Raw genomic sequence first — 16,014 nt, 5'->3', positions numbered from 1 at the left:
AATTAATTTTTAACTCTCTAACTTTACTATAAATACATCAATCCGTTAGCAATGTGGAGATATTTAAGTAATGGATAATTAGAAATTCAAGAACTAGATTGAGAGGGATTCGCGAACTCATATCGACGTCGCCATAATAACAATTTGTAATTTTGGCTTGGTAAGTTAAGCTAGCCAACTGCTCTAATTGACTATTATCAGTCCCGATAATTCCGATAATCGGGACGTTCCGTTCCTTTAAAATAGTAGCAAATTCAATAATATGAATGGTTTCGCCGCTATAAGAAACTAGTATAGCAACATCATCAGGTGTCAAGCTATGGGCGACAGCACGCAACTCATCCCAATCTTCCCGAGCATTGGCGATGCGACCAGAAAAAGTTAATTTTCGAGCCGCATCTAAGCAACTAGGTAAAGAGGCACCAACACCAAAAAATTCAACTCGATTACTTTTGATTAAATAATCAGCACCTTTACTTAGATTTTCTTTATTTAGATGAGACAAAGTTTGATCAACTTCAACACGAATACGTTCAGCCATCTCTTCAATTCCTGTTATAGAAGAAAAACTTAATGGTAGTTGTTGTTTTTCAGTCTTAACATATTGGCTAAGAGTATATTTTAATTCTTGAAAACCTGCATAGCCAAGCTGTTTGCAGGTTCGACTAATCGTTGCAGTAGAAACAAAAGTCTCTTTAGAAACCTGGCTCAAATTCATCTGGATAATTTTTTCAGGATGACTTAAAATATATTCTAAAACCTGTTTTTCTAATAGACTAAGAGTTTCGCGTTTTTGCAGCAGACGTTTGTAAAATGTTTGCATAAGGTACCATCCTTTTTAATGTATTTATAACTAATTTTATTTTATCATAGAGAGAATTCTATAGAAAGAAAGTATCAATTAATTTTTTCAAAATACGTGAACAAGACTGGTTTCACTGTCTATCATTTCTTTGCTATGTTATACTAATCCCGTTGTTAAAATCCTATCTATAAGCAAGTGGATTGGGTATAGAAAAAGAACAAAAAATGCAATTTGAAAGGTGATTAAAAAATGAAATCTCGCGCAGCAGTGGCTTTTGGTCCAGGCCAACCACTTAAAATAGTAGAAATTGATGTAGAAGCTCCAAAAAAAGGAGAAGTACTGGTGAAAATTACCGATACAGCAATTTGTCATACAGATGCTTTTACCCTATCAGGAGATGATCCAGAGGGCGTTTTTCCAGCCGTTTTAGGTCATGAAGGTGGTGGGATTGTTATCGAAGTTGGCGAAGGAGTTACTTCTGTCGATGTAGGAGATCACGTAATTCCACTTTATACAGCAGAATGCGGCAAATGTAAATTCTGTCTATCAGGCAAAACGAATTTATGCCAAGCCGTTCGTGAAACCCAAGGGAAAGGTCTAATGCCTGATGGCACAACGCGTTTTTCTTATCAAGGTGAACCAATTTATCACTATATGGGTACAAGTACGTTTAGTGAATATACCGTGATACCGGAAATTTCATTAGCAAAAATTAATCCAGAAGCACCCTTAGAAAAAGCCTGCTTATTAGGTTGTGGGGTGACAACAGGAATCGGTGCGGTTCATAACACAGCCAAGGTTCAAGCAGGAGATACGGTCGCTATTTTTGGGATTGGAGCAATCGGGTTAGCTGTCATTCAAGGTGCAGTACAAGCAAAAGCCAAACGAATTCTAGTAATTGATACGAATCCAGATAAATTTGAACTAGCAAAAGAGATGGGTGCAACAGACTTCATTAATCCAAATGACTATCCTCAACCAATCCAAGAAGTAATTGTTGAAATGACAGATGGTGGAGTCGATTTTAGTTTTGAATGTATCGGAAATACAAACGTGATGCGTTCAGCCTTAGAATGTTGCCACAAAGGATGGGGACAAAGTATTATTATCGGAGTTGCCGGAGCTGGTCAAGAAATTAGTACTCGTCCGTTTCAATTAGTCACTGGTCGTGTTTGGAAAGGTTCAGCATTTGGTGGAGTGAAGGGCAGAAGCGAATTGCCAGCCATGGTTGAACAAGCTATGCGTGGCGAAATTCAACTGGATCCATTTATTACCCACACCTTGCCATTTGACCAAATCAATGAAGCCTTTGACTTATTACATGCCGGAAAATCAATCCGAACCGTCTTATCTTACGATTAATCAAAAGGAGCGATTAAATTATGGGAAATGTACAAATAGAAACCATCGAAGAGCATAAAGTATTTGATGGAACACAATATAAATTCCGTCATTATTCAACCCTCTTAAACTGTTCAATGACCTTTAGCCTATTTTTACCAAACAAAGAAGTCTTTGCCAATCCCCCCCTACTTTGGTGGTTATCAGGCTTGACTTGTACAGATGATAACTTTACCCATAAAGCAGGGGCCCAAAAGGTAGCCGCCAAAAAAGGGTTAGCATTAATTATGCCAGATACTAGTCCTAGAGGCGCAGATGTTCCAAACGATGACGCGTGGGATTTAGGACAAGGTGCAGGTTTTTATCTGAATGCTACCGAAGAACCTTGGCAAACTCATTACAAAATGTATGACTATATAACTGAAGAATTAACCGGGATTTTACGAGATAAATTCAATTTAACAGGTCCAGAAGCAATAGCCGGCCATTCAATGGGCGGACACGGTGCTTTAGTTATCGGTTTGCGTAATCCGAAGCGCTTTAGTTCGATTTCAGCCTTTGCTCCTATTGTAAATCCAAGTGAAGTTCCATGGGGAATCAAGGCCTTTTCTACTTACTTAGGCCAAGATAAAACCACATGGAGCCAATGGGATGCTGTTGAGTTGCTAGCTGCAGCCCCAACTGGAGAGACTAGCCCGATTTTAATTTCTCAAGGGGAAAGTGATCCTTTTTACAAAGAACAATTACAACCTGAAAAACTTCAAACAGTTGCTCAGCGCAAAAAAATACCTTTGACACTCAAATTAGAGCCAGAGTTTGACCATAGTTATTACTTTGTGTCGACTTATATCGAAGAGCATATTGAGTTTCATCTGCAGCATTTAGAAAAATAAAAACAGGGATCAAAAAAGTCGAAAAACTTTTTTGATCCCTATTTTTATTTATTCTTTACTCGTGAAGGCTTCTTTTACTTTCTCAGGTAAATCCTCTTGAGAAACTTCTTCCCAATCATTTATATAGACACCTTTAGCATCCAGTTTTAAATAGGCTCCTTCTCTTAATTCATCACCTGCATAAAACGAAACTTCGTAATGATTACCGTCAGATTTATAAGCATCTTGAGAATAAATATACCCACCTGGACTTTGTTTTGTACCGTGTTCGCTACTTGTAAGGACATAAACATCTTCTTTGGAAACAAATGGGTTGAAGCGGTCCAGTTGTTGACTCAAATCATCATTTTTTGTTTGTTGTTGCTTAGGGAGTAAGAAACTAGCAAGGCTAAGTAAAAGGACCCCAGATACAAGAATAGTTAAAGCAATTTTGATTGTTTTTTTCATTTTATTTTTCCTCCAATAAGTTGATAAGCTTATTATGTAACAGTTAGGTTTTTCTTTCATCAAGCTATGGGCGTAGTGAAAAATTGACCTAGCGATGTAGAGCACAACAGTATCAACTATTTTAAGCAATAAGAAGGGATAACCTTACATTATTGTTAGGTTATCAGGAAATAAAAAACTAGCATATCCTCAAACTAAAAGAGGGATTATGCTAGCTAAATCAATTCATTAAATTGTACAAGAATCGTCTTTACAATTTGCACCATCTTCTGTAACCAATGTTTGTTGACTCGTTGCATTTTTAGCATCAACTTGTGCTAAAATATTTTCAAAAGCTGAAACTGGTTGTGCACCACTAACGGCATATTGATCATCAATTAAAAAGAAGGGCACGCCCTGAATGCCTAATTCCATGGCTTTTGTTTCATCAACACGTACAGGAGCTAAATATTCTTGAGAGTGAATAATTTCTCGTGTTCGTTTTTCATCCAGGTCAACAGAAGTTGCAATTGCAACTAAGGTTTCCTCATCATTTAAAAAAGCCCCATCTGTAAAGTAGGCATGCATACCAGCTTCAACAAATTCATTGCCTTTGCCGACCTCTTTAGCAAATTGAGCTAAACGATGAATCGTAAAGCTATTTGTATTTTTCATATTATCAAAATCATAAGTTAAACCAGCTGCTGCTGCCGTTTGCCCAATAGAATCATTATTCGCTTTTGATTGTTCATAACTAATCCCATATTTTGTGGCAATCAATTGATGAATATCTTCATCATGTTTAATCGCTCCATTAGGATCCAGCTCAAAACTATGGAAAATCACTTCAACATCCTCACGATCGCCTAGAGCTTCTTCTAAGTGTCGTTTGCCAATATAACAAAATGGGCAGACAAAATCAGACCAAATATCAATTTTCATGTTCATGTACCTCTTTCTATAAATCGTTTTATGCTTACTAATTGTAAGCTTTATTCTATAGGTAATGTTCTCAACTGTCAACTATTTGAACTGATATCTACTAACTTGACAAAATAGTAAGCATATCTTTTCATCTATCAGATGATAAATGATATAATTGTTTATCAGATGATAAACGAAAGGGTGGAGAGAATGAATTATTTTGTAAAACTATTTATAGCGAGTGCACTAATTTTTCTTGTTATTGATTTAATTTGGTTGATTGTGATAGCTAGACAAACCTATCAAAATCAGATAGGTAGCTTATTAGGTCCAACCAAGGTTGTTCCAGCAGCTATTTTTTATGTGTTGTATATAATTGGAATTATCTTCTTTGTTCTTCAACCGGCTTTGGATAAAGGCAGTTTATCTTATGCACTAATAGCGGGTGGATTTTTAGGCTTACTTTGTTATGGCACCTATGACTTAACTAATTTAGCGACATTAAAAAATTGGTCGACAGTTGTTACCGTAATTGATTTAGCATGGGGAGCTTTTATTACTGCAACTACCTCAGGTTTAGTTTATGGATTAGCGAAGTATTTTAACTGGTAATAAAAGGGGATAGGGAGACAAGATGATGAGAGAAAGAGGCGGAGATCTAACTAGTGATCATTTAGTAGTGGCCTTTCAAGCGGGCGCCCAGCGAGTTATTCAGCAAAAAAATCATTTAAATGGGATTAATGTTTTTCCTGTTGAAGATGGTGATACAGGTAGTAACTTAGCCTCCTTAATGAGTTCACTGTTAGAAGAGGCGTTACGACAAATGCAGACAACTCAAGAAGTTTTTACGAATATGGCAGATGCAGCCTTAATTGGAGCTCGGGGGAATTCAGGTATTATTTTTGCTCAGTATTTAAATGGATTAGCATCTCGTTTAACAGATTCAACAGAGAAATTTTCTACCAGTGCATTTGCAACCAGTGCAAAATTTGCCGTTGAAGATGCCTATCAAGCTATTGAGAAACCTGTTGAAGGAACGATGATAACGGTTATTCGTGAATGGGCTGAAACCTTGTTCATGCACAAAGAAACTGAAAGAGATATTGAACCGTTACTAGAAAAAGGTCTGGAAGCAGCAAAAAAAGCTTTAAGTGAGACACCTAAGCAATTAAAAATATTAAAAAAGAAATCAGTTGTAGATGCTGGAGCTAAAGGCTTTGTTCTTTTTATAGAAGGATTTACAGAAGCTATTTGTAATTCAAACTTTCAATTGGAAAATAAAGAAGAGGGCACAGAATATGTGACATTAATGCAAAGAGATGGCACCCAACATGAAAGTGATGAAGAACCGATTTTTCGCTACTGTACAGAAGTTTTATTAGCGAAGACCACAGCAACATCAACTGCGATTAAAGAGCAACTTGCAGGTTTAGGTGATTCTTTGATTGTGGCAAATAGTCCGTCAAGAACACGGATTCACATTCATACAAATCAACCGGAAGAAGTCGTACATCGTTTGAGACAAGTGGGTGAAATTCAACAACAAAAAGCGGATGATATGTTGATGCAGTATCAATTGAAAAAGGGACCAAAACATGCTATCGCGTTGGTTACTGATTCGATTGCTGATTTGCCACAAGAATTTATTTTTAACAATCAAATTCAAGTTTTGCCCATGAATTTATTAATTGATTCAGTTAGTTATTTAGATAAAGTAACATTGCAGCCTAGCTATTTTTATAAATTAAATCGATTAGCTAAAGAAAATCCGACGTCAGCACAACCTAATAGCAAAACAGTCGAAAATTTATTCTCATTTTTAGGGAGCCATTATCAAGAAATTATCGTCGTTACTGTCGCTGGTAAATTAAGCGGAACCTATCAGATGATTAAGGAAGTTGCTAAAAAATTTCAAACAAAGAATTTGAAAATTTCAGTGATTGATTCGAAGCAAAACTCAGCGGCAGAAGGATTAGTTGTCATGAATGCAGCAGAATGGATTGCTGAAGGGTTACCGTTCAATCAAGTCGTTGAGAATGTTGAACTAGCAACTCAAACAACAGAAATCCTTGTCAGTGTCAACGAACTAGATGCAATGGTACGCTCTGGACGTTTACCTGGAATTGCAGGCAAAATAGCTAAGTTCATTAATTTAAAACCAATTGTTGGACTAGATCAAGCAGGTGGTGGCAAAATAAATGGCGTCGCTTTTAGTACAGCTGGCAACGAAAAAAAAATAATGAATAAGATTAAAAAAAGAAGAAAAGCGGGAGAAATTTTACGGTATGCCGTGATTCACGCGAATGATCTAGAACGAGCTACAAAACTTAGTCAAGAATTCACTAAAGAAATTGGTTTTCCACCCACGTATCTGATGGAAATATCGACAGTGGTGGCGATGAGTGCTGGTGAGGGGTGTGTAGCGATCGCTTTATCTTGGACTGAAGGAAGAGGGGGAAAAGGATGAATACGACTTATCTAATTGTAGCAGGTTTGCTACTGTGTTACTTTACATTATTATTTATTATTGCTCAAGTCATTGAAAATAACTCAATTGTTGATTTAGCATGGGGGCCGGGTTTTATTATTGTTGCAGTCTCAAGTTATTGGTTGATGTCAGAAAAAAGTTTGGCTGCTACTTGGGTAACGATTTTAGTTACTATTTGGGGAACGCGCTTATTTATTCATTTAGCTAAGCGAAATATTGGCAAGCCAGAAGATTATCGCTATGTAAATATGCGCAAGCGCTGGGGCACAAAATTGCCACGTTTAAAAGCTTTTTTAAATGTTTTTGTCTTACAAGGTGTCTTACTGTATATTGTTTCATTGCCAATTTTAATGATTAATACTTCAAATGTAATGAATTTTTATTGGTGGAATTATATTGGAATAGCAGTTTGGCTAATCGGCTTTTTCTTTGAAGTTATCGGTGATTGGCAATTAACAGCTTTTAAAAAAGATAAATCCAATCATGGAAAACTGTTAACAACGGGTCTGTGGTCTTTAACAAGGCATCCTAATTATTTTGGTGAAGCGACAAGTTGGTGGGGGATTTATTTGATTACGTTGACATCACTCTCTGCACTAGCCGGAATCGTTGGTCCCTTAGTTATTACTTTGTTACTTTTGTTTGTTTCAGGTGTCCCATTGTTAGAAAAAAAATATAAAGATCGTCCAGATTTTATTCACTATGCTGAAAAAACAGCTAAATTTTTCCCATTATTAGGGAAAAAAGGTTTGTAATAAAAATATGACAAAATGATTTCATTTTGTCATATTTTTATTTAATTTGCTTGGAAATTTTCACAATCTTTTGATGGTTGAAATTTAAATAACAGAACTTCTTTCATAACAAGCGGACGTATTTTTTTATTGCGATGGTTATTTATTTTTACATTAAGATGGGGAATAATAAGGATGATATAATCATTAAAATGAAGGGCGAATAGTATGTTTTTCTTAACGATTATGATAAACTAACCGTCTACTAATTTATAGTAGAAAATCTTTATAATAATTTAGTATAGGAGGAATGAAGTTTGTTGAAAAAAGGAATTGCAGAATTTATCGGAACCTTTGTATTAGTTTTATTTGGTACTGGTGCAGCTGTTTTAGGTGGCGGTATTGAAGGAATTGGTACATTAGGGATTGCCATGGCATTTGGTTTATCAATTGTGGCGATGGCTTATAGTATTGGTACAATATCAGGTTGTCATGTGAACCCAGCTGTATCAATCGCGATGTATGTCAATAAACGTTTATCATTCAGTGAGCTAGCTTACTATATTGTTGGACAAGTATTAGGAGCAGTAGTAGCAACAGGTGTATTAAAAATTATTTTATCAACTTCAGATATGGCCGTTACAAACTTAGGTCAAAATAGTTTTGGAGCATTGGGTGCAGGTGGTGCCTTTTTAGTAGAAGCAATTTTAACATTTATATTTATTTTAGTCATTATTGTCGTAACTGGCAAACATGGTTCACCTGAATTTGCAGGTTTAGTTATTGGCTTAACATTGGTATTAATCCATTTATTAGGTATTCCTTTAACTGGAACATCTGTTAATCCAGCTAGAAGTTTTTCACCAGCAATCTTTGCTGGCGGAGAAGCATTAAGTCAGCTTTGGGTCTTTATTGTAGCTCCAATTGTTGGTGGAATTTTAGCAGCTATTACAAGTAAATTATTACTAGATAGCGAAGCTTAATAAGGAGTCTAAAATCCATTTATGGGTTTTAGGCTTTTTCTATATAAATAACAAAAAAATAAGCTTTTTAAATAAAATTTCAACTGTTGTTACATGTTGTTTAGCTGTAGAAAGTTAGTGAAATAAAAAAATAGGACTAAAGTCTGATGTATTCAATATTACAGTTGTGAGTCATCTGTTTAAAATTGGTAGTTTTAGCTTAAATGGTTATGATACAATGTTGTCAGTGCAAAAAATGAAATTGATTATTAAACTTAAATTTGACATATAAACTATTAAACAACTACGGAGGAATTTAGAGTGAAAAAACGTATACTTACTTTAGTACTTGCAGGAACATTATCAATGACCGCTTTAGCAACGCCACTTACAGCATTGGCAGATGACTATTCAGATAAAATTAACTCACAAAATGAAAAAATTAAAGAGATTGAAACACAAGAAAAAGATGTTACAACTAAATTAGAAGGCGTAACAAAAGAAATTGTTGTAGCAGAAGAAAAAGCTCGTGTTTTAGTTGAACAAAGCCAAGCGACTCACGCTGAAATGGAAAAATTAACTAAAGAAGTAGATAGCTTAAATGCTAAAATTGAAAAAAGAACAGCTCAATTAGAAAAACAAGCTCGTGCAGTTCAAGTAAGTGCAAGTAGTGAAGGCTACGTTGATTTCATTTTATCAGCTGATTCTTTATCAGACGTTGTTGGGCGTGTCGATGTAGTTGCTCAAATGGTTTCAGCTAACCGTGAATTAGTAAAAGCACAAGCAGAAGACAAAGCAACAGTTGAAAGTAACAAGAAAAAAACAGAAACAAAATTAACTGAGCAACATGAAGTTGCTGGACAATTAGAGAAATTAAAAGGTGAACTTGAAGGCAAGAAACTTGAACAAGAATCAGTTGTGGCAACATTAGCAGCATCAAAAGCGTCTGCTGAAGGTGAACGTGATGGCTTTATTGCTCAAAAAGAAGAAGCAGATCGTAAAGCGGCTGATTTAAAAGCAGCAGAAGAAGCAGCTAAAAAAGCTCCTGTTCTACAAACTTCAACAGAAGATAAAAAAGCACCAGTAACAACAACAAATCAAGAGAGTAATCCTCCAGCTCCTATCGGTGGTGGAACAAGTGGAACTGTAACAGCAGCAGAAGGTCAAGCAATTGTTGCAGAAGCAGCAAACTATTTAGGCACACCATATGTATGGGGCGGAAAATCACCAGGTGGTTTTGATTGTTCAGGTTTTACTGGTTATGTTTATAGCCGTGTCTTAGGTAAGTCAATCGGTGGCTATACTGTTCCTCAAGAATCAGCAGGTGTTGAAGTGTCAATGGGTGCTTTACAAGCGGGAGACTTATTATTCTGGGGTGCTCGTGGAAATACCTATCATGTAGCTATTTATGTTGGCGGAGGAACTTATATCCATGCTCCAACAGAAGGCGACGTTGTTAAATATCAAAGTATGGGTGGATACGCTCCATCATTTGCAGTTCGTGTTGTAAAATAAACGAATGAACTAAGAAGCAGCTTGCAAGGTTATCTTGCAAGCTGCTTTTTTCTAAATTGAAATTTAGTAGTTAATGATAAATAAGTCCATAATAGAATGATATAAATTCAATACATATTTAGTTTAAAATTTAATAAAATTTTTTGAATTAAACAACTGTAGATTTATAAAAGTAAATTCTATTTTGGGTATTAAATTGAGTTTTACTCGAATGGGGAAATTGAATAAAAAGGTAGAATTTCAAGAAAAAAGCAAAAAAGATTTAATTAGGGTGTTTTTTGATAAAAAGTAAAAAATAGGAAAAAAAGCATATTTTTATTTTATAAATCATTTATTAGTGGCTCTAAAATGTAATGTATATATAGTGGAAGCCTTTGTTAAAAGGTTGGTAAGTGTTTTTTTGATAGTATTGAAAAAATACATCTGTATACCTTCAAATTAATACGATTATATATGAGATAGATATAAATTAAATTGCTAATTTTTACGAAAAAAAAGAAATATCACTATCTTAATAAAGAAAAATGCGTTACAATAGGTGAATAGGAATAGGGAAAGGAAGTCGACATATGAAAAAATTAGGGGAAAAAATCAAGAATATTAGACGCTCTAAAGGTCTGACACAAAATGAATTAGCTGAGGGAATTTGTACTCAAGCGACAGTCAGTAATTTAGAAAACGGTGCAAGTTTACCATCAGTTACAACATTATTAGCAATTGCTGATCGTTTGAAAATCAATTTTAGTGAGATTTCAGATTATATGCCAACAAATGATAATAGTTTTATTGAAATATTCAATCAAGTTAAAGCTTTATGTAACAAAGGCGAATATAAAAAAGCTCAAACATTATTGAAAAAATCAATCAAACTTGATAAATTAGAACGCGATTATGAAATTAAAGAATATTACTATTATTTAGGTTTAACTAGTTTAGTTGGAGAGGGTAACTATTCTGATGCTCATTATAACTTCAATTTAGCTTTATTCTCAGAAACTGGTAAAAAATTAGATATCATTGATGTTTTAACAACAAATGGAATTGCGGTTGCTTATTTCTTAAATGATGAATTAGATAAAGCACACGTTTATTTCACAAAATCAATTGCACAATTAGAAGAACTTAGAAGTGCTGGAGATCATCTTTTAGATAGTATGGAAGTGATTAAAATTTACTTTAATACGGCTAAATATTATTCAGCAACTGAGAACTATAAAAAAGCAATTGAGTTTTGTACAATTGGTATCAAACTACAACAAAAAGAAGATAAAATGCATGGTTTAGAAAACTTGCTTTACGAAAAAGCGCATAATTTATTTAAACTTGAAAATGTTAAAGAAGCTGAAGATTATTACTTCCACGCTTTGTCTGTTTCAATGCTAAATAAAAATGATGAATTAACTGAAACTTTGAAAAAAGAGTTAGCTAAAAATAAAATTAATTCATATAGCTACAAATAATAAGGAATAAGAAGACAAGCTGAAATCAATATCAGAGGCTCTGATAATTGATTTTAGCTTGTTTTTTTTGTTAAAAAGGGTTAAGGGACTGATTCAAATCAGAAGTTATACTCACCCATATGAACGTTTTAAAACTAAAAAACAATAAAGTTCGCTTTTTTATTCAAAAATGGTGTTTTATCTGGATAATTTAATTGACTATTGAAGAAAAGAAAACTAAAATGAGAATTAGTTAAGAAAATAATGAATACAAGAAAAAGTGTTCCATTCATTTAAGAGGAATAGCTAGTTCTAAGCAATTATTTGTTTGATAGGTTTTATAGACAATTTATAGGAGGATGTTATGGGAAAATATTTAGTATTACAGACGGATTTTGGTTTAGGGGACGGTGCAGTGAGTGCTATGTATGGTGTGGCTCACATGGTTAGTGATGAAGTTGTTGTTGAAGATTTGACACATGATATTCCGCCGTATGATATTTGGGTTGCGTCATATCGTTTATTGCAAACAGTCAAGTATTGGCCTAAAGGAACAGTTTTTGTCTCAGTTGTGGATCCAGGAGTAGGCAGTGATCGTAGAAGTATTGTTTGTGAAACTGAATCAGGGCATTATATTTTAACGCCTGATAATGGCTCGCTAACACATATTAGACATTATCAAGGGATTCGTGAAGTTAGAGCGATTGATGAGGTTGTAAGCCGCTTACCACATTCTGAAGAAAGTCATACATTCCATGGTCGTGATATTTATGCTTATAATGGTGCTCGTTTAGCGAGTGGTGAAATTAATTTTTCTGAGTTGGGAGATGTCGTTTCACAAGATAGTTTAACCTATTTAGATTTAATTGATGCAAAAGAGGAAAATGGTATTTTAACAGGGAGTATCGATGTATTAGATATTCGCTTCGGTTCATTATGGAGCAACATTCCATTGGCTTTATTTAAACAAGCTGGAATTGTGCATGGTGACAGTATTCAAGTGACGATTTTCCACCAAGGAAAAAAAGTCTATCAAAATATCATGATGTTTGCCAAATCATTTGCAGATGTTAATATTGGCGAGCCTTTAGTTTATGTGAATTCTCTTGTCAATGTTGGGGTGGCTGTAAATCAGGACTCATTTTCGCGTTTGTATCATATAGGTACTGGGACGGCGTGGACGATTCAGCTACGCAAAGCACCAAAGGTTATTTTTGAGTAAAATGTCTAGAATATAAAAGGAGGAATTTTATGAAGAAGGATTTTTCAGTTAAAACAATTTTCGCTATCGGGATTGGTTCAGCAGTTTTTGTTATTTTAGGACGGTTTGCAGTTATACCAATCGGGATTCCAAATACAAATTTAGAAACTGCTTACCCATTTTTAGCTTTAATGGGTGTCTTATACGGTCCTTTTGCCGGAGCATTAATTGGCTTGATTGGGCACACACTTAAAGATTTAACCACTTATGGACCATGGTGGAGTTGGATTATTTGTTCTGGAATTATTGGCGCAGTTTATGGTTTTATTGGGAGTAAAATTAATTTATCTGCAGGTGAATTTGGAAAGAAAGCTATTATTCGTTTTAATCTTTATCAAGTCTTAGGTAATGTGATTGTTTGGGGGCTGATTGCTCCTACCTTGGATGTTCTAATTTATAGTGAGCCAGCTTCTAAAGTCTATACACAGGGTGTTGGAGCTGTTATAACGAATAGTTTATCAGTCGGAATACTTGGTACTTTATTAATGGTGGCCTATGCAGCAACACGAACGAAAAAAGGAAGTTTGAAAAAAGACTAGTTTAAATGATAGAATAGAGGAACGGCACTTAGGTATTTTGTCCTAGGTGCCGTGTATGTATCAGAGGAATAACACAATACATACTAGTAAGCAGACTAAATGAAAGGGGCTTGTTCATGAAAAAGCCGCTAATTATATTTGATAATTTTTCATTTCAATACCACAGTCAAGCAGAAACGACTTTATATGATTTGAATTTGACTATTTATGAAGGTGAAAAAATTCTTATTTTAGGTCCAAGTGGGTCTGGTAAATCAACTTTTGCTCAATGTATTAATGGACTGATTCCTCACTCGTTTGAAGGCGAAATTACAGGATCTGTTATAGTTAATGGGAAAAATTTACAAGAGACTAGCTTATTTGAGCTATCTTTCGATGTCGGAACGGTTTTACAAGATCCAGATGGTCAATTTATTGGATTGACTGTGGCAGAGGATATTGCTTTTTCATTGGAAAATGATTGCATCCCGCAAAATGAGATGATTCCTGCAGTTGAAAAATGGGCTAAGGTTGTTGATATTGCCCATCAATTAAGTCAACGTCCACAAGATTTATCTGGTGGTCAAAAACAACGTGTCTCAATGGCGGGTGTTTTAATTGATGAAGTGCCGATTCTGTTATTTGATGAACCGTTAGCTAATTTAGATCCAGCTGCAGGTAAACAAACAATCGAATTGATTGATCAGATTCATCAACAATCTGAAACGACAGTTTTGATTATTGAACATCGTTTAGAGGATGTTTTACATCGTGAAGTCGACCGTATTTTGGTTTTTGATGAAGGAAGAATTATTTCAGATAGTACGCCTGATGAGTTATTAAAAACAGAAATTTTAAGTGAAACAGGGATTCGTGAACCACTTTATCTAACTGCGATGAAATATGCTGGAGTAGATTTAGAAGAATTAGCTGATTTAGCAGATATTCATAAGGTTGCTGGCCCACAATTGAAAGAAGCAATGGAGCAGTGGTTAGCTGCCATACCAGAATTCAATACCGTGACTCATAATGAAGAGTTTTTTAAGGTTGAAAATTTAGTCTATCGTTATAATAAAGATCGTCCATTAGTGCTAAACCAAGTTTCAGCTCGTTTTCATAAAGGTGAAATGTTGAGTATTGTAGGGAAAAATGGAGCAGGTAAATCAACGTTGTCTAAAGCAATCTGTGGTTTTATTCAACCACAATCTGGCACGATGGAGTGGCAAGGAATGGATTTTAGTACACTGTCTATTAAAGAACGGGCAGACAAAATCGGCTATGTCATGCAAAATCCAAATCAAATGATTTCGAAAACACTCTTATTTGATGAAGTTGCTTTAGGTTTGGTTTTAAGAGGTGTTGAAGAAGCTGAAATTAAACAGCGTGTTGAGCATGTTTTAAAAATTTGTGGGTTATACACATTTCGAAACTGGCCAATTTCTGCATTGAGTTTTGGACAGAAAAAACGTGTGACAATCGCATCTATTTTAGTTTTAAATCCTGCTATGATTATTCTAGATGAACCGACAGCAGGACAAGATTTCAAACATTATACTGAAATGATGAGTTTCTTAGAGGAGTTAAATCGTGGCGGTGTGACAGTAGCAATGATTACGCATGATATGCACTTGATGCTAGAATACACAAATCGGGCGTTGGTGATTGCCGATGGTGAAATTTTAGCAGATACGGAGTCTGTTAAAGTCTTAACCAATCAAGAACTAATTAAAGAAGCTTCACTAAAAGAAACATCATTATTTACATTTGCCAAAGCGCTAGGAATGCAAGATCCATTTGCTTTTACCCGGAAATTTATCGCCTATGATCGAGAGGTGCGTTTACGATGAGCCAACAACAACTTTTAGGCTATATACCGAATACAACACCGATTCACCGACTAAATGGAGCCTCGAAATTGATTTGCTTAATTTTACTGTCAGTTGCCTGCATGACGACGTACGATACTCGTTTTTTACTTTTTATGTGTGCTTTTTCAGTCTTATTATTTGCTCTGTCAAAAATTCGTTGGCGTCAAATTTCCTTTGTCGTTAAATTCATTTTAATTTTTTCATTGTTAAATATCCTTGCTGTTTATATATTTGCGCCAGAGTATGGTGTTGAATTATATGGCTCAAGAACAGTTTTGTGGGAGGGGATTGGGCGTTATACAATTACTAGTGAACAGTTATTTTATGAATTTAATCTTATTTTGAAATATATTTGTACAATCCCGCTTGCCTTAGTCTTTTTATTAACTACAAATCCTAGTGAATTTGCTTCTAGTCTAAATCGAATTGGCGTGAGCTACAAGATTAGTTATTCGGTGGCCTTAGCGCTACGCTATATTCCCGACATTCAAGAAGACTTTTTCAATATTTCTCAAGCTCAACAAGCAAGAGGGTATGAGATGTCAAAAAAAGGTAAGCTATTTTCACGTTTAAAGGGTACGGCCAGAATTGTCTTGCCATTAATATTTTCTAGTTTAGAGCGGATTGAAGTCATTAGTACTGCTATGGAACTTAGACGTTTTGGGAAAAGTAAAAAACGCACATGGTATGCTGAAAAGCCTTATCACACGAGTGACTATTTTGCAGTAGCTATTGCTTTAATCTTAACGATAATCAGCTTCACATTGATCTATTTAAATGGAAGCCGTTTTTACAATCCCTTTTAAAGGAAAAAGACTCTAAATTTGCATATCTTGCGAA

General features: G+C 35.0%; 15 protein-coding genes. 12 read left to right on the top strand and 3 right to left on the bottom strand.

The annotated features are described in order from the left end of the window. Positions 1-37: 37 nt before the first annotated feature. On the bottom strand, positions 38-823 hold the full coding sequence (locus BR77_RS09305) for a MurR/RpiR family transcriptional regulator (protein WP_010054915.1): 786 nt from the start codon (positions 821-823) through the stop codon (positions 38-40). A gap of 231 nt (positions 824-1,054) precedes the next feature. On the opposite strand from BR77_RS09305, the gene BR77_RS09300 reads away from it, so the two are divergent. Together BR77_RS09300 and fghA are read left to right on the top strand one after the other, a co-directional pair. Beyond that, positions 1,055-2,167, top strand: a complete 1,113-nt coding sequence (locus BR77_RS09300) for an S-(hydroxymethyl)glutathione dehydrogenase/class III alcohol dehydrogenase (protein WP_015075387.1) — start codon at positions 1,055-1,057, stop codon at positions 2,165-2,167. Positions 2,168-2,202: 35 nt separating this feature from the next. Beyond that, a complete protein-coding gene (gene fghA / locus BR77_RS09295; protein ID WP_035066073.1) occupies positions 2,203-3,039 on the top strand; it encodes an S-formylglutathione hydrolase in 837 nt (278 codons plus the stop codon). A gap of 48 nt (positions 3,040-3,087) precedes the next feature. Here fghA and BR77_RS09290 read toward each other — a convergent pair whose 3' ends face one another. Further along, on the bottom strand, positions 3,088-3,486 hold the full coding sequence (locus tag BR77_RS09290; RefSeq protein WP_010054920.1) for a YxeA family protein: 399 nt from the start codon (positions 3,484-3,486) through the stop codon (positions 3,088-3,090). A gap of 228 nt (positions 3,487-3,714) precedes the next feature. After that, entirely contained in the window at positions 3,715-4,407 is a 693-nt protein-coding gene (locus BR77_RS09285; RefSeq protein WP_015075389.1) for a DsbA family oxidoreductase, read from the bottom strand. Between the two features lie 192 nt (positions 4,408-4,599). On the opposite strand from BR77_RS09285, the gene BR77_RS09280 reads away from it, so the two are divergent. The 10 genes from BR77_RS09280 (at position 4,600) to BR77_RS09235 (ending at position 15,980) form a co-directional block, all read left to right on the top strand. After that, on the top strand, positions 4,600-5,001 hold the full coding sequence (locus BR77_RS09280) for a DUF2177 family protein (RefSeq protein WP_010054923.1): 402 nt from the start codon (positions 4,600-4,602) through the stop codon (positions 4,999-5,001). Positions 5,002-5,023: 22 nt separating this feature from the next. Then, complete coding sequence (locus BR77_RS09275; protein WP_035064689.1) at positions 5,024-6,856, top strand: DAK2 domain-containing protein; 1,833 nt, start codon at positions 5,024-5,026, stop codon at positions 6,854-6,856. Beyond that, entirely contained in the window at positions 6,853-7,632 is a 780-nt protein-coding gene (locus BR77_RS09270) for a DUF1295 domain-containing protein (RefSeq protein WP_010054732.1), read from the top strand. The genes BR77_RS09275 and BR77_RS09270 overlap by 4 nt, the downstream gene beginning before the upstream one ends. A gap of 299 nt (positions 7,633-7,931) precedes the next feature. Next, positions 7,932-8,594 (top strand): aquaporin, encoded by a 663-nt coding sequence (locus BR77_RS09265; protein ID WP_197537113.1) that lies wholly within the window; start codon positions 7,932-7,934, stop codon positions 8,592-8,594. A 300-nt stretch (positions 8,595-8,894) separates the two neighbouring features. Then, the gene (locus tag BR77_RS09260; protein WP_015075393.1) at positions 8,895-10,088 is read left to right on the top strand and encodes a C40 family peptidase; all 1,194 of its coding nucleotides are present in this window, start codon (positions 8,895-8,897) and stop codon (positions 10,086-10,088) included. 569 nt (positions 10,089-10,657) lie between these two features. Then, complete coding sequence (locus BR77_RS09255; RefSeq protein WP_010054735.1) at positions 10,658-11,548, top strand: helix-turn-helix domain-containing protein; 891 nt, start codon at positions 10,658-10,660, stop codon at positions 11,546-11,548. A gap of 343 nt (positions 11,549-11,891) precedes the next feature. Beyond that, the gene (locus tag BR77_RS09250; RefSeq protein ID WP_010054737.1) at positions 11,892-12,749 is read left to right on the top strand and encodes an SAM hydrolase/SAM-dependent halogenase family protein; all 858 of its coding nucleotides are present in this window, start codon (positions 11,892-11,894) and stop codon (positions 12,747-12,749) included. 29 nt (positions 12,750-12,778) lie between these two features. Next, positions 12,779-13,327, top strand: a complete 549-nt coding sequence (locus BR77_RS09245) for an ECF-type riboflavin transporter substrate-binding protein (protein ID WP_035064686.1) — start codon at positions 12,779-12,781, stop codon at positions 13,325-13,327. Positions 13,328-13,443: 116 nt separating this feature from the next. After that, positions 13,444-15,153 carry an ABC transporter ATP-binding protein gene (locus BR77_RS09240; RefSeq protein ID WP_015075399.1) on the top strand — a complete coding sequence of 570 codons (1,710 nt, stop codon included), beginning with the start codon at positions 13,444-13,446 and terminating at the stop codon, positions 15,151-15,153. After that, positions 15,150-15,980, top strand: a complete 831-nt coding sequence (locus tag BR77_RS09235) for an energy-coupling factor transporter transmembrane component T family protein (protein WP_015075400.1) — start codon at positions 15,150-15,152, stop codon at positions 15,978-15,980. Before BR77_RS09240 ends, BR77_RS09235 begins: the two co-directional genes overlap by 4 nt. Positions 15,981-16,014: the final 34 nt, after the last annotated feature.

Origin of the sequence: Carnobacterium maltaromaticum DSM 20342 (assembly GCF_000744945.1) — a bacterium.
Lineage (GTDB): Bacteria > Bacillota > Bacilli > Lactobacillales > Carnobacteriaceae > Carnobacterium > Carnobacterium maltaromaticum.
Note: the sequence above shows the minus strand (reverse complement) of the source record. Positions and strands in the feature narration are given on the sequence as shown.